We start from the raw sequence: 17,316 nt of genomic DNA, 5'->3' as shown, positions 1-17,316 counted from the left end.
TACCCGCTAGGCGAAGGCCTTCATGAAGGCGAAGGGTTGCTGGTCGATGCTGCTGCAGGTCGGGTCGGCCTTGGGCTGGGGGCCGCCGGGGCACGGCCGGTCGCGGTTCGCGGACCACATCGCCGTCCAGGCCAGGCCCTTGGACGAGGCGAACTCGGCGACCCGCGCGGCGTCGGCGAGCGTGAACGTCTCGGTGACCACGTCGTTCACACCGATCATGGGCGTGACGGCCAGCCGGTTCCAGGCGGACGGGACGTCCAGTGCGGCGCGCAGCTGGGCCTCCGTGGACGTCGCGGCCTGGATCGCCAGATCGCCCATCGCCGAGGACGGCGGGCCGTAGTCCATCGCCATGATGTTGACCGCGTCGACGGCGACGCCGTTGGCCTTCGCGTTCGAGACGAGGTTCACGCCGTCCGGGGTGAGGCCCGTCGGCAGGACGGGGAGCGTGAACGAGACCTTCAGGTCGGGGTGCTTCTTCTGGAGCGCGGCGATGGCCTGGGCGCGACGGGTGTTGGCCGCGGCGTCCGGCAGCGCGGCGCCCTCGATGTCGAAGTCGGCGCGCTTGAGGTTGAACGCGGTGACGACCTTGTCGTAGGCGGCGGTGAGGGACGCGACGCTGGTGCAGACCGTGCCGAGCTCGCTGCCGGACGCTCCGCCGAACGAGATCCGGATGTCGCCGCCGGCGGCGCGGAGGGCGGCCGCCTGGTTCGCGACCGGGTTCGCGTCGAGGGCGGTCGTGCCGCCCCACGCGGGCGTGCAGCCGCCGGCGGCGGTGACGAACGCCAGCGTGAAGGTGGTGACGCCCGTCTTCTCCGCCGTGCCGACGAGGTCGTACGGCGGGCTGAGGCCGACGTCGACGTACGGGGCGAACGCGGGTCCGGTGTCGGCGACGCGGACCACCTGGACCTTGTACGAGGTGGGCGCCGTCGGGATGTTGCCGCTGGCGAGGATGGCGGCGACCGCGATGACCGCGGCGACGACCAGGCCCACCACGGCGATGACGGCGGCGGCCGCGTACTGGGAGCGGCGCGGCGCGTACGGGGAGCGGGGGCGTTTCATGGCCGTCAAGTTAGGACCGCGCCGATCCGCCGCCGCGGCGGTTAAGGCTGATTTAAGGCCGCGCTATGCCCGCGATGTACGGGAGTGGCGGCGCCGTCCGACGAGGCGGCGGGAGCGCCGGGCGGGCGGCAGCCAGCGGGTCCGGAACCACATCTGCACCTGGGCGCCGCCGAGGACGCTGCGGTGGATGCGCAGGTAGCCGCCGGTGGACTCGGCGGCGCGGCGGGCGATGTCCAGGCCGAGGCCGGTGGAGCCGCCGCCGCTGCTGCCGCGCTTCAGCGCCGCGTCCGGGTCGCTGATGCCGGGCCCGCCGTCGGCGACGAGGATGCCGGTGACGCCCTGCCCCTGGTGGAGGGTGACGACGAAGCCGGTCCCCTCGGCGGTGTGCCGGAAGATGTTGCCGAGCAGCGCGTCGACGGCGGCGGCGAGCTCGGTGCCGGGGATCGGCAGCGGCGCGGGCCCGTCGGCGCCGATCAGCTCGCAGGAGCGGCCCTCGTCCTCGGCGAGGACGGACCAGAACGCGACGCGGTCGCGCAGCACCTTGGCGGCGTCGCAGCTGCCCCGCCCGGTGGGCCGCCGGACGGTCCGGATGATCTGGTCGACCTCGCGCTCGATGCGGTCGACGGCCTCGCGGGTCTGCTCGGCGACCGGGCCGTCGCCGAGCGCCTCGGCGTTGAGGCGGAGCGCGGCCAGCGGCGTGCGGAGGCGGTGCGACAGGTCGGCGGCCATCTCGCGTTCGGCCGACAGGAGCTGGACGACGTGGTCGGCCATCGCGTTGAACGCGAGCCCGGCCTCGATCAGCTCGGGCGGCCCGTCCGGCTCGATGCGGACGGACAGCTCGCCGTCCCCGAAGGCGCCCGCGGCCTCGGCGAGCCGCCGGGTGGAGCGGATCATGCGGTTGCCGAGCCGGTCCGCGACGGCGACGGACCCGGCGACGAGCGCGCAGGCGACCGTCGTCATCACGAGCCACGCCTTCCACACGCCGCGCGACAGGTCCTCGTCCGGCAGGAACACCTCGACGACGGCGGTGCGGCCGGCGTCCAGCGACACCGGCTGGAGCAGGGCGTAGCCGCCGCTGACGCGGGCGGTGTAGGAGCGCCCGCGCCGGCCGGCCTCGGTGAGCTGCTCGGGGCGGGCGCTGAAGTCGCCGTGGGCGTCCTTCGGGACGAGCCCGCCGTCCGGCAGGTGCACGGTCATCCGCCCGGCGGCGCCGGCCTGGGTGCTGGCGACGGCGCGTTCGAGGGCGGCGGGGTCCTCGGTGACGACGAGGACGGGGCCGAGCGCGCTGGCCTGCCGCTCGGCGGTGGTGAGGGCGCGGTCCCGGGCGATCTCCCGGACGGTCAGCGCGAGGGGGATCAGGAACGCCAGCGCGACCATCGAGGTGACCGCCAGCGACACCAGGACGAGCGTCTTCCTCATGACCGCGGGTCGGGTTCGGCCAGCCGGACCCCGACACCGCGCACCGTGTGCAGGTACCGGGGGGCGGCGGCGGTCTCGCCGAGCTTGCGGCGCAGCCACGACAGGTGGACGTCGATGGTCTGGTCGTCGCCGTACGCCTGCCGCCACACCTCGGCGAGCAGCTCGCGCCGCGCGACCACCCGGCCGGGGCGGGCGGCGAGGTAGGCGAGCAGGTCGAACTCGCGGCGGGTCAGCTCCAGCCGCTCGCCGTCCAGCTGCGCCTCCCGCCGGTCGAGGTCGATGTGCAGCCCGCCGACGCTGAGCTCGGCGGTCGGCCCGGACCGCGCCGACCGGCGCAGCACCGCCGCCAGCCGGGCGCTGAGGTGCTCGATCGAGAACGGTTTGATGAGGTAGTCGTCGGCTCCGGCGTTCAGTAACCGGACGATCTCCGGCTCGTCGTCGCGTGCCGTCGCGATGATGACGGGGACGTCGGAGATGCCGCGCAGCATCTTCAGCACCTCCGCGCCGTCGAGGTCGGGAAGCCCCAGGTCGAGGACGACGACGTCGGGCGGCGACTGCGTGACCTCGCGCAGCGCGTCCATCGCGGTCCCGACGCTGCGTACGACATGCGACCGCACGCTCAGTTCCCGAATTAGGGCGGTCCGGACATTCGCGTCATCCTCGACCACCAGAACACTCGCCATGGCGGAACCGTATGCCACCATGTGCCCATGCGTCGCGCAATGTCGTATGTTGCCCCGTGGGTCGGGGTGACTGCGCTGGCCGTCGCGTTCTCCTGGCTCGGGGTGCGCGACGTCGTCCGCGGCGCGGTGTCGGAGCGGTCGGCGCCGCCGCCGATCGCCGGGCCCGTCATCCACTCCAGCCCGGCGGCGCCGCCGGGGCCGACGACGGTCGGCTCGCCGACCGCGCGGCCCAGCCCGCCGGACGGCGAGGACACGGCGCCCAAGCCGTCGAAGTCCGCGAAACCCCCGTCCGGCAAGCCGGAGAAGACCCCGAGGACGCCCGACAACGTGCGCAGCTACGCCACGCGCGGCGGGCGCGCCGCGATGTCGATCGAGAAGGACCGCGTGCGGCTCGTCTCCGCGACGCCGAACTCCGGCTACGAGACCCGCGTGACGCAGGCCGAGGGATGGCTCCGCGTCGACTTCCTCGGCGACGAGCACACCTCGTCGGTCATCGCGTCCTGGTACCAGCACGAGCCGACCGTGAAAGTCTACGAATACTGAGCCGCGCGGAGGGAAAGGACGGCGCCATGCCCATTATTTCCCGCGGATTCCACGGACGGCGCCCCTCCGGCGACCACGAACTGCCGCCCGGCCAGTACGAGACGTCCGATTTCCCGGTGCTGTCGGCCGGCCCGACCCCGCGCGTCCCGCTGGACGAGTGGGAGTTCACCATCAGCACCGAGACCGGCGAAGAACACCGCTGGAGCTGGGACGACCTGATGGCGCTGCCCGCCGAGACGCCGACCGTCGACCTGCATTGCGTAACCAAATGGTCAAAATTCGACACCGAATGGCGCGGCGTTTCTTTGGACGTTCTTTTCGAGGACGTGGAGAGCGCCGCCGACTTCACACTCGTCCACTCCTACGGCGGCTACACGACGAATGTCCCGCTGGAGGACCTGCTCGACGGAAAGGCGTGGATCGCCTACGGCTACGACGGCGGGGAACTGCCTCCGGTGCACGGCGGCCCGGCTCGCCTGCTCGTCCCGCACCTGTACTTCTGGAAGTCGGCGAAATGGGTGCGCGGCATCCGGCTCGGCCTTGAGGACGAGCCCGGGTTCTGGGAGACGGCCGGCTACCACGACTACGGAGACCCATGGCGGGAACAGCGGTACCAGGGCGACTAGGCGGGCGGCTGCGCTGGCAGCCGGCCGAGCTGCTGGAGCGGCGCGCCGAGACCGCGACGGCCGCCACGCTGGTCTTCGACGTGCCCGGGTGGCCCGGCCACGTCGCGGGCCAGCACGTCGACGTCCGGCTCACCGCCGAGGACGGCTACAGCGCGCAGCGCAGCTACTCGGTCGCGTCGGCGTCCGACGGCGAGCACGTCGAGCTCACCGTCCAGCGCGTCGTGAACGGGGAGGTGTCGCCCTACCTCGTCAGCGAGATGATGCCGGGCGACATGGCGGAGATCCGCGGGCCCGTCGGCGGCTGGTTCGTGTGGCGGCCGGAGCAGGCCGAGCCCGTGCTGCTGGTCGGCGGCGGCTCCGGCATCGTCCCGCTGATGTCGATGGTCCGGACGCGGCAGGCGGCCGGCAGCCGGGTGCCGTTCCGGCTGCTGCAGTCGGTGCGCGGCCCCGACTACCGGTTCTACGCGACCGAGCTGTACAAGGGCTCCCCCGGCCTGGACGTGACGTATCTGTACACGCGCAGGACCCCGTCCGGCGGGATCCGCCCTGCGGGCCGGCTCACCCCGGACGACCTGGTCAAGCACGGCTGGCCCGCCGACTTCGAGCCGACCTGCTACGTGTGCGGCCCGACCGGCTTCGTCGAGCGGGCCGCCGCCTACCTGGTCATGCTCGGCCACGCCCCCGAAAGAGTCCGGACCGAACGCTTCGGCCCCAGCGGAGGATGACATGGCCACCCTCGACGACCAGCTCTCCGGAGACCGGGACCACTTCGTCGACGGCAACGTGCTCGCGGGCCCGCTGTCGGAGGTCTTCGCCGCCGACCTGACCGCCGCCCAGAGCCGCTGCGCGAACTGCGGGTGCACGGGCCCGGTCGCCGCGCTCCGCGTCTACGGGAACGCGCCGGGCTTCGTGGCGCGCTGCGCGCGGTGCGACCACATCGTCCTGCGGGTCGTGCACGGCGGGGGCAGGGTCTGGCTCGACCTGCGCGGCACGGTCGCGCTCGCCATCCCGGTCGACGACTGAGCGTTCCGGCACGGCTCCGGGTCAGGAGTGCGGGACGAACCGCTGCGGCATGATGAACATCGCGGTGGCCTCCACCGTGACGCGGCCGTCCGGTCCGCAGATGGTGCCGGACGCGAACACCTTGCGCCCCTCGACCCGGCTCGCCTTGGCCTCCACCGACAGCGGGACGCCGAGCGGCGTCGGGCGCCGGTAGCGCGTCTCCAGCGTGGCGGTCATGCCGGGCGTGCCGGACGCGGCGGCCGCCATCCCGAGCACCTGGTCGAGCACCATCGCGGACACGCCGCCGTGCACGTACGACGGCGGCCCCTCGTAGACCGCGCTGAGCGTGAACTCGCCGCGCACGATGCCGTCCGAGCCGACCGTCAGCTCGACGGGCGGCGCGAGCGGGTTGAGGGCGCCGGTGACCGGGTTGCCGATCTGCCGGTCCATCCGCCGCTCGGTGGACGGGACGAACGGCGGCGCGTCCCGGCGCTCGGCGGACAGCCGCGCCGTGAGCGCCTCGATCTCGGCGGCGACGGCGGCCGCCTCGGCGCCGCCCACGGCGGTGAGCACGGTGGCCTCGGCCAGCTCGCGGACGCGCGCGGCGAGGCCGCTCAGGGCCGCCGCCTCGTCCTCCCCCAGCACCGGCCGCTCCATCGGGATCCCGCTCATTCAGCCTCCTCGCGGGGGGCGCCCCCCGCAACACCGCCCCAGTGGCCGAATGCAATTCTAGAAGAGGGCGGCGGGAGCTCCCGACACCGGGGTCCGGCGCACGGTAGATTTCCCGCATCGAGGCACCCGATCACCAAGGACAGCCGTGACGGACAAGCTCCCGCCGCCGCCCGAGCAGCCGCCCCCGTACTCGCAGCCCTACGGTCAGCCGCCCGGCGGCTACGACCCGCGGTGGGGCTACGGCCCGCCGGGCGTCCCGTACGGCGTGCCGCCGCAGGGCCCGCCGGAGGACACGACCTGGGCGATCTTCGCCTACGTCGGGAACGTCCTGATCGGCTTCCTGCCGGCGCTGATCGTCTACCTGGCGAAGAAGAACACCTCGCCGTTCACCCGCTTCCACGCGGCCCAGTCGATGAACCAGCAGCTCACCATGCTGATCCACGTCATCGCCGTGGTGGCCGTGTGCGTACCGCCGGCGATCGTCATGAAGGCGCCGGCCTTCCTCGCACTGCTGGCCATCCCGTACCTGGAGCTCCTGGCCGCCGGGTGGACGTTCATCATCCTCGGCGCCGTGAAGGCGGGCAAAGGCCAGTACTACCGCTTCCCGACCTTCTTCTGCTACCGCATGATCCGCTGACCCCGCGGGGTCAGACGAGGACGGCGCGGTCGTCCACGCGGGCCACGGCGCGGGCCGGGGCGCCGTCCGCGGCGGCAAGGGCGATCGGGAACAGGAAGAGCTCGATCGAGCAGCCCGCCTCATAGGCGTCGACGACTGCGTCCAGGCCCGTCACGTTCTCGGCTATGACCGCGCCCGCGCCGCAGAGGACGCGGTGGACGGCCAGGGAGAAGTCATCCGAGCCGGGCGGCGGGGTGGGGTCCACGCTGAGGGCGTCGACGGCCACGGTGCGCACGCCCGCCGCGATGATCGCCTCGGCCGTCTCGGGGGCCGGATAGGGGTGGGCCAGGTAGTCGTCCGTCCCCCAATGGGCCGACCAGCCCGTCGCGATCAGCAGGACGTCGCCGGGTTCGAGGCCGGGCGGCAGCGCGCCGGGCGGTATCGGGGCGCGGGGCGGCAGGCCGCGGACGTCCATGACCGCGGCGGGGCCGGTGAAGCGGGTCAGCGGCAGCTCGTCCAGGCGCGGCAGGGCGTCGTCGATGTGGAACGGGGCGTCGACGTGCGTGCCGGTCTGCGACCCCATGTGCAGCCGCAGGACGTTCACGCCCGACTCGGCGGTCGTGAGGGCCGGGGCCGCCTCGACCTCCGGGTCGCCCGGGTAGACCGGCATGCCCGTGGTGATCGGCACGGAGAGGTCGAGCAGCTCAACGCCCATATGCCGATTATCCCGCGCGCATCCCCGGACGGTAGCGTTGCGACGTGTTGCCACATGTGACGGCCATCCGATACGTGACGCCGCTCCGCGAGGGCGGTTCCCTGCCGGGCGTCGTCGAGGCCGACGACCTCGGCACCTACGTCATGAAGTTCCACGGCGCGGGGCAGGGACGCAAGGCGCTGATCGCCGAGGTGATCGCGGGCGAGCTGGCCCGCAGGCTCGGCTTCCGGGTGCCCGATCAGGTGCTCATCGACCTGGACCCGGCCATCGGGCGGCACGAGCCCGACCCCGACGTGCAGGACCTCCTCAAGGCCAGCCCCGGCTGGAACCTCGGCGTCGACTTCCTGCCGGGCTCGCTCGGCTTCGACCCGCTCGGCTGGACCCCCGACCCCGGATTCGCGTCGCGGGTGCTGTGGTTCGACGCGTTCATCGGCAACGTCGACCGCAGCTGGCGCAACCCGAACATGCTCGTGTGGCACGGCGACGTGTGGCTGATCGACCACGGCGCGAGCCTCATCTTCCACCACGCGTGGACGAACGCGGCCCGGCTGTTCTCCGGCCCGTACGACGTCGGCGACCACGTGCTGACCCCCTACGCGACCCGGCTGGAGGACGCCGAGGCGGAACTCGCGCCGAAGATCACCGAGGGGCTGCTGCGCGAGGTCACCGGGCTGGTGCCCGACCGGTGGCTGGACGGGGAGCCCGGCTTCGCGAGCCCCGGGGCGCTCCGCGACGCCTACGTCGAGATCCTGCTGCCGCGCGCGGGCAAGCCGCGGGACTGGCTGCCGGACCTGGACGTGTCCGGCCACGGTCCGGACACGTCCGCGCGGCGCGGGGAGAACCGTCCCGGCTGGCTGGGCGGCCCGGCATGAGCAACATCCGGACGGCCGGCGAGCCGACGGTGTTCGAGTACGCGGCGCTGCGCGTCGTGCCGCGCGTCGAGCGGGGCGAGTCGATGAACGTGGGCGTCGTGGTGTACTGCCGGGCGGCCGACTACCTCGGCTGCCGGACGCACCTGGACGAGCGCCGCCTCCGCGCCCTGGACCCTTCGCTCGACCTGGAGGGCGTCCGGGCGGCGCTCAAGGGCGTGGACGCGGTGTGCTGCGGCGGGGAGCGCGCCGGGCGGGCCGCGGCCGAGCCGCCGGGCCGGCGGTTCCGGTGGCTGACGGCGCCGCGCAGCACGATCGTCCAGCCGGGCCCGGTGCACGCGGGCCTCACCGAGGACCCGGCCGCCGAGCCGGACCGGCTGCTGCGCCTGCTCGTCCTCTAGTCCCACTCCCAGCGGATGCCGTGGTAGCCGGCGGCCATGCCGAACTCGATGAAGTGCACGCTGTGGTAGCTGGACAGCCGCAGGTCCGCGGAGTCCTTGAGCGCGGTGTGGCCGTCGGGCCGCCACGTCCGGTGGCAGCGGGCGGGCAGCGCGGACGGGTGGAACCGCACCTCGATGAGGAACTCGTGCTGCGGGGTGCGGAAACCGCGCCCCTCCTCGGTGATGGGCGGCCCCGTCTCGTCGAACCCGAAGCCGTACTCCAGCAGGTACGTCTCGCCGCGGCCGAGCGCCCGGTCGAACAGCAGCTCGGCGGCGATGAGCCCGCTGGCCTCGTCCATCCGGACGCGCCCGAACCGGCAGCCGCGCACGGTCCGCGAGGACGGCAGGACGCCCTGCGGGTGGTGGTACACGGCGATCCACCGGTCGACGCCGCGCTGCTGCGCCTGGAACACCGCCCGGCAGCGCACCTCGCGCAGCTCCCTGCGGCGGCCGATGATGTACTGGTCGTGCAGGCTGAGCCCGGTGAGCGTCCGCTCGCCGCGGTCGCCGATCTCGTCCAGCAGGTCGCGGACGCCCGGCTCGGGGCACAGCTCCTCCACCGGCAGCCACGTCCCGGCGGTCCGCTCGGTGGTGGGCCGCAGCAGCGTCAGCAGCGAGTGGCGCGGCAGTTCGAGGATGACCTCGAGGCCGCGGACGGCGCGCAGCGAGTCGGCGCGCTCGGGCCTGGTCCGGCCGCGCTGCCAGTAGCTCAGCGTGGACAGGCTGACGGCGATGCCCTGCTCCTCCAGGCGGCGCCGCAGCGAGTCGAGGCTGAGGCCGCGCGCCTGGATGGCCGCGTGGAGGGCGACGTTGAACGGACCGTACTGCAGGACCTGCAGGAGATCGTCCTCTGCGACACTCTGCACCTGTGGCCTCCGGATCAGCTCCGGCCGGCCCCCGTACAACGGCCTTGACTACCGCAATTGCTACTTCCGCGCTCACTGTAAGGCCCATGGCCCTCATTGCCAACAGGCAACTTGTCACAACCAGGGGTCCAAACGCTAGTGCCACTCCCATTCGATGCCGACGATGCCGCGCCGGACGGCGCCGACCGCGATGTTGGCGCTGCCCGACGTGCCGACCCACAGCTCGCCCAGCCGCTGCCGCGGCGCGTGCGAGCTCTCCGCGGTGAACCCGTAGCAGCGCGCGGGGAGCCGGTCGCCGTCGAACTGGATGATCGCCACGTAGTCGTGGACGGGGTGGGAGAAGCGCCGGTCGTAGCTGTCGGACGCGGGCCCGGCCACCGGGCCGAGCTCATACTCCACTACCGCCGTGTCCCCCGCGGACAGCACCCGGTCGAAGACCAGCTCGAACGCCATCATGCCGCCCCCGGCGCGGATCCGGCCGGGCCTGCAGTACCGCACGCTCGCGAGCCCGCCGCCCCCTGCGCCGGGCGCGGCGGCGGCCTCGCCGCCGGCCACCTGGTGGACGCAGACGACGCGGTCGATGTCGTCGCCCGCCGCGCGCAGGACGGTGCGGACCGACAGCGTCCAGGAGCGGCGCACCCCGTCCAGCCGGTAGACGTCGTGGATGCTGAGCCGCTCCAGCCGGTGGTCGCCGGACCGGTCGAGCTGCCCGACGAGGCACGCGTAGCGCTCGGGGTCGGGCCACAGGTCCCGCGCGCTGCGCCCCCGGTCCGCCGCGCCCGCCGGCCCGGCGGCCGACCCGGCGCGGCCGGCCGGCGGCAGGGCGGGCGCGGCCGCGGGCGCGGGGTCGTCCAGCAGCTCGGTGAGGGCGCCGGGCGGCACCTGGAGGATCTCCTCCAGCGCGGCGACCACGGTGCGCGAGCGGGGCCGGCTGCGGCCGCGCTGCCAGTAGCTCAGCGTGGCCACGCTGACGGTCAGGCCCCGGCGCCCGAGCCGGTGGCGGATCCGTTCCAGGGTCAGCCCGCTCGCCTGGACGGCCTGCCGCAGTGCCCCGGCGAACTCCACGGCGGGATGGTACCCGGCGGGCGAGCTCAAATCAGGTACCGGGGCAGATCAGGCACGCAACGACAAGACGGGCGCCAGGTCAGAAGAGGACCGACATGAAAGAACCGAGCTCGGTGAACCCGACCCGGCGGTAGGCGGCCCGCGCCCGCGTGTTGTAGTCGTTGACGTACAGCGACACGGTCGGTGCGACGCTGCGCAGCGCCTCCCGCACCACCGCGGACATCCCGGTCTCCGACAGGCCCCGGCCGCGCAGGTCGGGCGGCACCCACACGCCCTGCACCTGGCAGGCGCGCGGGGTGACGGCGCCGATCTCGGCCTTGAACATGACGCGGCCGTCCTCGATGCGGGCGAACGCGCGGCCGTCGCGGATCAGCTCGGCGACGCGGGCGCGGTAGAGCACTCCCCCGTCGCCGGCGTTGGGCGACACCCCGACCTCCTCGGTGAACATCGCCACGCACGCCGGGTAGACGATGTCGAACTCCTCCATCCGGACGCGCCGGACGGCCGGGTCGGGCGGCACGTCCGGGACGGCGGAGGTGGCCATCACCGGCTGGGACGCGCGCACGGCCCGGGGCGGCCCCCAGTACGGCGCGAGGATCTCCCACAGCTCGCCGACCGCGTCGACGGGCCCGACGATGGACGAGCAGCGCCGCCCGTGCGCCTGCGCGCGCTCGGCGAACGCGCGGACGGCCTCCGGCCCGGCGGCGACCGGGATCAGGTTGGCGCCCGAATAGCACAGCGAGACGAGCCGCCCGTCCCGCAGGTATCCCCACATCTGCGCGCCGAGCCGCCTCGGGTCGAGCCCGGCGGCGTGCACGCGCGAGCTGACGAACACGTTGGACACCGGGTCGGCGTCCAGGATCGCGAGGGCCTCCGCCCGGTACCGGTCGTCCAGCACGCGTACGGGCATCGAGCCCAGCATGCGCATGGCTACCGGCCCCCGGACGGGAGCGGCCCCCGTTCGGCCCCCAGCAGTGAAAGCTCCACGTGGACAAGCCTATGCGGTCTGCCGCCCGCGCACCTCCGCAGGCCCTATAACGGCCGCCTCCGGCGGGGTCAGCGGTGCGCCGCCGACTGCCCGGCGCGGTCGTGCTTCGCGCCGGCGGGCTCGGGCGCCGGTCCGGCCTTGCACGTCGCGTCGGGGCCAGGCCGGCTCGGCGGCAGCCCGCCGCCGCCGAGATAGGCGGCGACCCGCTCGTCGACGCACTCGTCGCCGGAGAACGTGACGCCGTGGTTGTGCCCGCCGGCCTGCACGAGCAGCCGGGAGGTGGGGAACCTGCGGTGCATCTCCAGCGCGCCCGGATACGGGGTGGCGGCGTCGCCGGTGGCCTGGACGAGCAGGATCGGCGGCAGCGCGGAGCGGCCCCGCACGCGCGGCGGCGGGCCGCCGTGCACGGGCCAGAACGCGCACGGCGCGTTGTACCAGGTGTTGCCCCAGGTCTCGAAGCGGTACCCGGCGCGGTAGAGGCGCTCGCTGTCGGCGTGCCAGCGCGCCCAGTCGCGCGGCCAGGCCGCGTCGCGGCACTGGACGGCGTTGTAGACGGTGTAGTTGTTCTGGTCGAGCCGCCCCGGCGGCTGCCACGCCTTGCGCAGCGGCCCGGCGTCGTGCCGGACGGCGAACGCCGACAGGGCGCGCGCGTGCGCGGCCCAGGAGTAGTCGGCGTAGCCGTCGGCGAGGAACACGTCGTCCAGTTCGGACGGCCCGATCTTCCCGTCGATCGGCTTCCTCTTGAGGGCGGCGCGCACCGCGGCGTAGGAAGCGGCGACCTTCCGCCCGGTGCCGCCGAGCCGGTAGACGTCGTGGTGGCGGGCGATCCAGGCGAAGTACGCGCGGATGCGCTTCTCGAACGCCACGTTCTGGTCGAGGTTGTCCTGGTACCAGACACCGCTCGGCTTGACGACGCTGTCGAGGACCATGCGGCCGACGTGCCCGGGGTACATCGTCGCGTACACGGCGCCGAGGTACGAGCCGTACGAGTAGCCGAAGTAGCTGATCTTCCGCAGGCCGAGCGCGCGCCGGATCGCCTCCATGTCGCGCGCCCAGTCGGCCGTCCCCATGTGCGGGAGGATCGCCCCGTACCTGCGGGCGCAGTCGCCGGCGTACGCCTTGGCCGCGGCCGTCCAGGCGCGCTCCTCCGCCGCGTCCGCGGGGACGGCGTCGGGCCGCGCGCGGCCCGGGTCCTGGTAGCCCGGGTCGCAGATCAGCTCGGGCCTGCTCGCGCCGACGCCGCGCGGGTCGAAGCCGATCCAGTCGTAGGACGCGGCGACCCGCTTCGGCAGCGACCGGGTGAAGAAGGCGGGCAGGTCGCGGCCGTGGGCGCCGGGCCCGCCCCGGTTGAGCAGCACCGCGCCCTCCGGCTTCGCGGCGGTGTGCCGGGCGCGGGTCAGGGCGAGCGTGATCTTCGGGCCGTCCGGGCGGGCGTGGTCGAGCGGGACGCGGAGGGACGCGCACTGCAGGCCCTTGAGCCGGGAGCCCTCCACGGGATCGTCGGCGGGGCAGGGCTTCCAGGCGAGGCCGCGCGGCGCGGTCTCCGGTGCGCGGCGGGCGGCGGCGGCCGCGGGCGTTCCCATCGCTGCGGCCCCGAGCGCGACCGCCGCGGCGGCCGTCCCGGCCGCCGCCCTTCTTCCAGCGTCGTTCAGCACCCCCGCTTTCTACCGGCGGGGCGGCCTGGACCGCGGGAACCCCGGATCGCGCGATTCCGCCCCTAACCGGGGCCACCGTCCGCGAAACGAACGGCGGAGGTGCGTCCTCCCGGCCGGAAACGGACCGTGGCGCGCCCGCCCCGGCAGGGGAGCGGACGCGCCACGGGGTTCTGGCCGGGTCCTACCGGCGTCCGACCGGAAGGTCCTTGCCCGCCGTGGTGCGGGCGGCCTTCAGCGTCATGGCCGTCGGGTCCGGGTCGTTCAGCGCCGGGACGGCCTGGCAGTAGGCGTCCGGGCCGCGGTGGCTCGCCGGCAGCGCGCCGGTGTCGAGGTACGCCGCGACCTTGTCGTCCAGGCACGCGTTGCCGTTCAGCGTGTTGGCGTGGGTCTTGCCGCCGACCTCGAACACCAGGCGCGAGGACGGGAAGACCTTGTGCATCTCCAGGCCGCCCGCGACCGGCGTGGCCGCGTCCTGGGTGGACTGGACGAGCAGCATGCCCGGCAGGCCGCGGCTGCCGTGCAGGCGGAACGCCGGCCCGCCCTGGAAGGGCCAGAAGGCGATCGGGGCGTTGAACCAGACGTTGCCCCACGTCTCGAACTTGTAGCCCTGCCGGTAGAGCTTCGCGGCGTCGTTGTGCCACTTGTTCCAGTTGCGGGGCCAGCGGGCGTCCGCCGCCTGGACGGCGTTGTAGACGGCGAAGTCGTTGTCATAGCCGCCCGGGTTGAGCCAGTCGAGCAGGCCGGACGGGTCCTTGTCGTTGATCCAGGCCGACAGGGCCTCGGCGAACGGGATGTAGAAGCCGGTGTTGTAGCCGGCGCTCAGCACGATGTCGGTCAGCTCCGCCGGGCCGATCTTGCCGCCGATCGGGGACTTCTTGGCCCCGTCGAGCGCCGCGTAGTACTTGGCGCGGACGGCCTTCTCGCTCGTCCCGAGGTGGTAGACCGAGTCGTACTTGGCGATCCAGGCGAACCAGGCGCGGATGTTGCGCTCGAACGCCTTGTCCTGCTCCAGCTGGCCCTTGTACCAGACCGTCTTCGGGTTGACGTTGCCGTCCAGCACCATCCGCTTCACGCGGTTCGGGAAGAGGGTGGCGTAGGTGGCGCCGAAGTACGTCCCGTAGGAGAAGCCGTACCAGCTGATCTTCTGCTGGCCGAGCGCGGCGCGGATGGCGTCGACGTCGCGCGCGGCGTCGGTGGTGCGCATGTGCGGCAGCATCCAGCCGAACTTCTTCGCGCAGTCCTGCGCGTACTTCTTCGACTTGGCGATCCAGGCCTTCTCGTCCTTCGACGAGCTCGGGACGTAGTCGGGGCGGATCGGGTCGTTGAAGTGCGGGTCGCAGGTCAGCGCGGGCTTGCTGGACCCGACGCCGCGCGGGTCGAAGCCGATGATGTCGTACTTGGCCGCGACGTCGGCGTGCCCGGTGGCGCCGATCCAGCGGGCGAGGGCCGGCGCGTACGCCAGCCCGGAGCCGCCGGGGCCGCCCGGGTTCACGAACAGCACGCCCTGGTAGTTCTTCTCGTCGGTGTGCCGGAAGCGCGACACCGCGATGGAGATCTTGCGCCCGTTGGGCCGGCCGTAGTCGAGCGGGACCTCGACCTGGGCGCACTGGGCCTGGTTCATCGGGTCGTTGGGGCCGCTGACCTCGCACTTGCCCCAGTCGATGCCCTTGGCCGCGACCGTGGCGGCACCGGCCCGGCCGGTGTCCGCGCTCGCGGAGGCGGCCACCACGGTGCCGCCGCCCGCCGCCGCGACCACCGCGGTCGCGACGATGACGATCTTCTTCACTTGACCCCCTCAGATCGGCGGCTCCGGATGCCCCGCCACGGGGCCGGAGGGGGGAGCCACGCCGATGCATAGCGGATGCGGATTGCGTGGAGATTGTGGCGGTTATGTCGCTTATGACGGCAGAGCGGTGCGCGACTGGATGCGTAATCGTGACAAGATCAACGGAACTTCGTGATGTCCTTGCGCGTTTGCCGCGGTCCGGGCCGCCGACCGCGGCCCCGCGACGCGGAAGGGCCCCGGGGATCGCTCCCCGGGGCCCTCGCGAAGGGCCGATCGCCCGCCTCCGGTGCCGGCGGCCGGCATCGGCGTCCGGCATCGGCGTCCGGCATCGGCGTCCGGCATCGGCGTCCGGCGTCAGCGGATGACGTCGGCCTTCAGCCGCGCGGCGTTCGGCGCCGCCGTGCCGCTCAGCGTCCGGGCGGACGCCTGCGACGGCGGAACCGGGTCACCGAGCTGCGGGACGTGCACGGTGCGGTGCTTCGGACGCTCTCCCCGCAGGAAGTAGGCGTCGAAGTAGGCGTCCACCTCGGCGGAACCGCGGTGCACGATGCAGTGCGTGCGGTCGCCGTCCTGGACGACCAGGCGCGAGCCCTTGAGCCGGCGGTGCATGTCCAGCGCGCCCTGGTACGGGGTGGCCGCGTCGGCGGTGGACTGGAACATCAGGATGTTGCCCGGCAGGTCGCGGGTGTGCCCGATGTTGATCGGCTTGCCGGCCTTGGCGCCCCAGAACAGGCAGGGCGCGTTGAACCAGACGTTGCTCCACGTCATGAAGGGGTGCTTGCGGTTGATGCGGGTGTTGTCCCGCCACCACTTGCCCCAGCTGCGCGGCCACTGCACGTCGGTGCACTCGGTCGCCAGGTACATCGCGGTGCCGTTGTCGTCGGACTCGCCGGACGTCTGCGCGCCGAACGTGCCCACGAAGGTGGCCGTGTCGCCGGCCTTGTAGGCGGCGAGCCCGGCGGCGTAGCCGTGCCAGATGGCCTGGCTGCGGCGGTAGCCGGCGTTCAGGATGACGTCGGTCAGCTCGTCCGGCCCGACGGCGTACTCCTGGCCGTCGAAGGTCTGGTAGACCGGCTTCTTCTTGAGCTGGCGCCGCAGGTCGTAGAAGAAGTCGCGCACCTGCCGCTGCGTCGTGCCGAGGTGGTACACCGAGTCGTACTTGGCGATCCAGCCGAAGTAGTACTCGATGTTCTTGTCGAACGCGACGTCCTGGGCGAGGTTGGCGTCGTACCAGACGTCCGACGGGCCGACGTTGCCGTCCAGCACCATCTTGTCGACGTTCCTCGGGTACACGGTGGCGTACGCCGACCCGAGGTAGGTGCCGTAGGAGGCGCCGTAGTAGTCGATCTTGTCGTTGCCGAGCGCCTTGCGGATCGACTCGATGTCGTTCACCGAGTCGATCGTCTTGACGTGGTCCAGCAGCCCGATCCGGTCGTTCGCGGCGCAGTCGTCCGCGTAGCCCTTGGACTTCTTCAGCCAGATGCCCACGGACTTCGGGTCACCGGTCCCGTAGTCGGGACGCGGCCCGTTCGACCAGGTCGGGTCGCACCTGATGGCCGGGACGCTCATCCCGACGCCGCGCGGGTCGAACCCGATGACGTTGTAGGCGTCGCGCATAGGCGCGGAGTTCTGCGCGAACACCCGCGGCCCGAACAGCGCGCCGCCGCCGCCCGGTCCGCCCGGGTTGACGATGATGTCGCCCTTGGCCGCGCCCTTGCCGGTGTGCGGCGTCCGGGTGAGCTGGAGCGTGATCTTGGTGCCGTGCGGCTTGGCGTAGTCCAGCGGCACCTGCAGCTCGGCGCACTGCACGATCTTGGAGACCGGGTACAGGCCGTCGTAGAGGTCGTGCACGGTCTGCACGAAGTCCGTCGGGCACGCGTGCCACTTCGCTGCGGCGGGGTTGAAACCTCCGGCCGTTCTGGCGGAAGGGCCCGCGGCCTGCGCGCTTGTGGCGCCCACGCCGGTGAGACCGAGCCCGGCCACCGCGGCCACGACAACGATCCTCTTCACATATCCCCCTAACGTGCTGACTCCGGTTGAGTCAGACATACGGGTAAAAGACAGGAGATTGTGACTTCTCTACGGCGAGCGCCGACAGGGCCCAACACAGTGGATGCCGAATCGTGACAAGATCAACGGAACTTCGTGACACCCTCGAACGTTCCGGAGTCCGGAGGGCGCGCCCGTGCGCGCACCCTCCCGCACGGCGCGCACACGATCGAGTAGGAGGGCCGGGTCGCCCGGCCCTCCTCTCACACCACCGGACATGCGGGCCCGCATCCGGCGGTTCGTCAAGCCGTTGATCTGAGCCT

Annotated in this window: 18 protein-coding genes; 7 read left to right on the top strand and 11 right to left on the bottom strand. The window is 73.0% G+C overall.

What is annotated here, in order from left to right:
- Window positions 1-6: 6 nt before the first annotated feature.
- The 3 genes from ABTW95_RS29090 to ABTW95_RS29080 form a co-directional block, all read right to left on the bottom strand.
- Window positions 7-1,059: a chitinase gene (locus ABTW95_RS29090; protein ID WP_500227944.1), complete on the bottom strand. Its 1,053-nt coding sequence runs from the start codon at window positions 1,057-1,059 to the stop codon at window positions 7-9.
- Window positions 1,060-1,122: 63 nt separating this feature from the next.
- Window positions 1,123-2,478 carry a sensor histidine kinase gene (locus ABTW95_RS29085; RefSeq protein ID WP_396450076.1) on the bottom strand — a complete coding sequence of 452 codons (1,356 nt, stop codon included), beginning with the start codon at window positions 2,476-2,478 and terminating at the stop codon, window positions 1,123-1,125.
- On the bottom strand, window positions 2,475-3,161 hold the full coding sequence (locus tag ABTW95_RS29080; RefSeq protein WP_396450078.1) for a response regulator transcription factor: 687 nt from the start codon (window positions 3,159-3,161) through the stop codon (window positions 2,475-2,477). Before ABTW95_RS29080 ends, ABTW95_RS29085 begins: the two co-directional genes overlap by 4 nt.
- Window positions 3,162-3,200: 39 nt before the next feature.
- Here ABTW95_RS29080 and ABTW95_RS29075 point away from each other — a divergent pair, with 39 nt between their 5' ends.
- The 4 genes from ABTW95_RS29075 to ABTW95_RS29060 are packed head-to-tail and all read left to right on the top strand — an operon-like array spanning window position 3,201 to window position 5,353.
- Window positions 3,201-3,704 carry a hypothetical protein gene (locus tag ABTW95_RS29075; protein WP_396450079.1) on the top strand — a complete coding sequence of 168 codons (504 nt, stop codon included), beginning with the start codon at window positions 3,201-3,203 and terminating at the stop codon, window positions 3,702-3,704.
- A 26-nt stretch (window positions 3,705-3,730) separates the two neighbouring features.
- A complete protein-coding gene (locus ABTW95_RS29070) occupies window positions 3,731-4,330 on the top strand; it encodes a sulfite oxidase-like oxidoreductase (protein WP_396450081.1) in 600 nt (199 codons plus the stop codon).
- Complete coding sequence (locus ABTW95_RS29065) at window positions 4,300-5,055, top strand: ferredoxin reductase (RefSeq protein WP_500227943.1); 756 nt, start codon at window positions 4,300-4,302, stop codon at window positions 5,053-5,055. Before ABTW95_RS29070 ends, ABTW95_RS29065 begins: the two co-directional genes overlap by 31 nt.
- A gap of 1 nt (window position 5,056) precedes the next feature.
- A complete protein-coding gene (locus tag ABTW95_RS29060; protein WP_396450084.1) occupies window positions 5,057-5,353 on the top strand; it encodes a DUF6510 family protein in 297 nt (98 codons plus the stop codon).
- A 21-nt stretch (window positions 5,354-5,374) separates the two neighbouring features.
- Here the strand turns inward: ABTW95_RS29060 and ABTW95_RS29055 are convergent, their stop codons facing one another.
- Complete coding sequence (locus ABTW95_RS29055) at window positions 5,375-6,004, bottom strand: PaaI family thioesterase (protein WP_396450086.1); 630 nt, start codon at window positions 6,002-6,004, stop codon at window positions 5,375-5,377.
- Between the two features lie 145 nt (window positions 6,005-6,149).
- Here ABTW95_RS29055 and ABTW95_RS29050 point away from each other — a divergent pair, with 145 nt between their 5' ends.
- The gene (locus tag ABTW95_RS29050) at window positions 6,150-6,641 is read left to right on the top strand and encodes a DUF4870 domain-containing protein (RefSeq protein ID WP_396450087.1); all 492 of its coding nucleotides are present in this window, start codon (window positions 6,150-6,152) and stop codon (window positions 6,639-6,641) included.
- Between the two features lie 10 nt (window positions 6,642-6,651).
- On the opposite strand, the gene ABTW95_RS29045 is transcribed toward ABTW95_RS29050, so the two are convergent.
- The gene (locus ABTW95_RS29045) at window positions 6,652-7,335 is read right to left on the bottom strand and encodes a cyclase family protein (RefSeq protein ID WP_500227941.1); all 684 of its coding nucleotides are present in this window, start codon (window positions 7,333-7,335) and stop codon (window positions 6,652-6,654) included.
- Window positions 7,336-7,379: 44 nt separating this feature from the next.
- Between ABTW95_RS29045 and ABTW95_RS29040 the strand changes: the two genes are divergently transcribed.
- Together ABTW95_RS29040 and ABTW95_RS29035 are read left to right on the top strand one after the other, a co-directional pair.
- Window positions 7,380-8,207, top strand: a complete 828-nt coding sequence (locus tag ABTW95_RS29040) for a HipA family kinase (protein WP_396450091.1) — start codon at window positions 7,380-7,382, stop codon at window positions 8,205-8,207.
- Window positions 8,204-8,605: a DUF3037 domain-containing protein gene (locus ABTW95_RS29035; protein ID WP_396450093.1), complete on the top strand. Its 402-nt coding sequence runs from the start codon at window positions 8,204-8,206 to the stop codon at window positions 8,603-8,605. Before ABTW95_RS29040 ends, ABTW95_RS29035 begins: the two co-directional genes overlap by 4 nt.
- Here the strand turns inward: ABTW95_RS29035 and ABTW95_RS29030 are convergent.
- The 6 genes from ABTW95_RS29030 to ABTW95_RS29005 form a co-directional block, all read right to left on the bottom strand.
- Window positions 8,602-9,510: a hypothetical protein gene (locus tag ABTW95_RS29030; RefSeq protein ID WP_396450095.1), complete on the bottom strand. Its 909-nt coding sequence runs from the start codon at window positions 9,508-9,510 to the stop codon at window positions 8,602-8,604. The two genes, ABTW95_RS29035 and ABTW95_RS29030, sit on opposite strands and share 4 nt — an antisense overlap.
- A 135-nt stretch (window positions 9,511-9,645) precedes the next feature.
- Window positions 9,646-10,575: a helix-turn-helix domain-containing protein gene (locus ABTW95_RS29025; RefSeq protein ID WP_396454426.1), complete on the bottom strand. Its 930-nt coding sequence runs from the start codon at window positions 10,573-10,575 to the stop codon at window positions 9,646-9,648.
- 79 nt (window positions 10,576-10,654) lie between these two features.
- The gene (locus ABTW95_RS29020) at window positions 10,655-11,497 is read right to left on the bottom strand and encodes a GNAT family N-acetyltransferase (RefSeq protein ID WP_500227963.1); all 843 of its coding nucleotides are present in this window, start codon (window positions 11,495-11,497) and stop codon (window positions 10,655-10,657) included.
- Between the two features lie 134 nt (window positions 11,498-11,631).
- Window positions 11,632-13,218 carry an alpha/beta hydrolase gene (locus ABTW95_RS29015; protein WP_396452940.1) on the bottom strand — a complete coding sequence of 529 codons (1,587 nt, stop codon included), beginning with the start codon at window positions 13,216-13,218 and terminating at the stop codon, window positions 11,632-11,634.
- Between the two features lie 181 nt (window positions 13,219-13,399).
- Complete coding sequence (locus ABTW95_RS29010; protein WP_500227940.1) at window positions 13,400-15,004, bottom strand: alpha/beta hydrolase; 1,605 nt, start codon at window positions 15,002-15,004, stop codon at window positions 13,400-13,402.
- 354 nt (window positions 15,005-15,358) lie between these two features.
- The gene (locus ABTW95_RS29005) at window positions 15,359-17,014 is read right to left on the bottom strand and encodes an alpha/beta fold hydrolase (RefSeq protein WP_396452944.1); all 1,656 of its coding nucleotides are present in this window, start codon (window positions 17,012-17,014) and stop codon (window positions 15,359-15,361) included.
- Window positions 17,015-17,316: the final 302 nt, after the last annotated feature.

The organism is Spirillospora sp. NPDC127506 (genome assembly GCF_040302145.1).
Classification (GTDB): domain Bacteria; phylum Actinomycetota; class Actinomycetes; order Streptosporangiales; family Streptosporangiaceae; genus Spirillospora.
This window is presented reverse-complemented; position numbering and strand designations above follow the sequence as displayed.

What these genes read in the sequence shown, in the direction of transcription:
- ABTW95_RS29035 (WP_396450093.1), top strand. Translation starts at nt 8,204, where the DNA reads ATGAGCAACATCCGGACGGCCGGCGAGCCGACGGTGTTCGAGTACGCG.
- ABTW95_RS29080 (WP_396450078.1), bottom strand. Translation starts at nt 3,161, where the DNA reads ATGGCGAGTGTTCTGGTGGTCGAGGATGACGCGAATGTCCGGACCGCC.
- ABTW95_RS29085 (WP_396450076.1), bottom strand. Translation starts at nt 2,478, where the DNA reads ATGAGGAAGACGCTCGTCCTGGTGTCGCTGGCGGTCACCTCGATGGTC.
- ABTW95_RS29070 (WP_396450081.1), top strand. Translation starts at nt 3,731, where the DNA reads ATGCCCATTATTTCCCGCGGATTCCACGGACGGCGCCCCTCCGGCGAC.
- ABTW95_RS29020 (WP_500227963.1), bottom strand. Translation starts at nt 11,497, where the DNA reads ATGCTGGGCTCGATGCCCGTACGCGTGCTGGACGACCGGTACCGGGCG.
- ABTW95_RS29065 (WP_500227943.1), top strand. Translation starts at nt 4,300, where the DNA reads ATGGCGGGAACAGCGGTACCAGGGCGACTAGGCGGGCGGCTGCGCTGG.
- ABTW95_RS29090 (WP_500227944.1), bottom strand. Translation starts at nt 1,059, where the DNA reads ATGAAACGCCCCCGCTCCCCGTACGCGCCGCGCCGCTCCCAGTACGCG.
- ABTW95_RS29055 (WP_396450086.1), bottom strand. Translation starts at nt 6,004, where the DNA reads ATGAGCGGGATCCCGATGGAGCGGCCGGTGCTGGGGGAGGACGAGGCG.
- ABTW95_RS29075 (WP_396450079.1), top strand. Translation starts at nt 3,201, where the DNA reads ATGTCGTATGTTGCCCCGTGGGTCGGGGTGACTGCGCTGGCCGTCGCG.
- ABTW95_RS29060 (WP_396450084.1), top strand. Translation starts at nt 5,057, where the DNA reads ATGGCCACCCTCGACGACCAGCTCTCCGGAGACCGGGACCACTTCGTC.
- ABTW95_RS29045 (WP_500227941.1), bottom strand. Translation starts at nt 7,335, where the DNA reads ATGGGCGTTGAGCTGCTCGACCTCTCCGTGCCGATCACCACGGGCATG.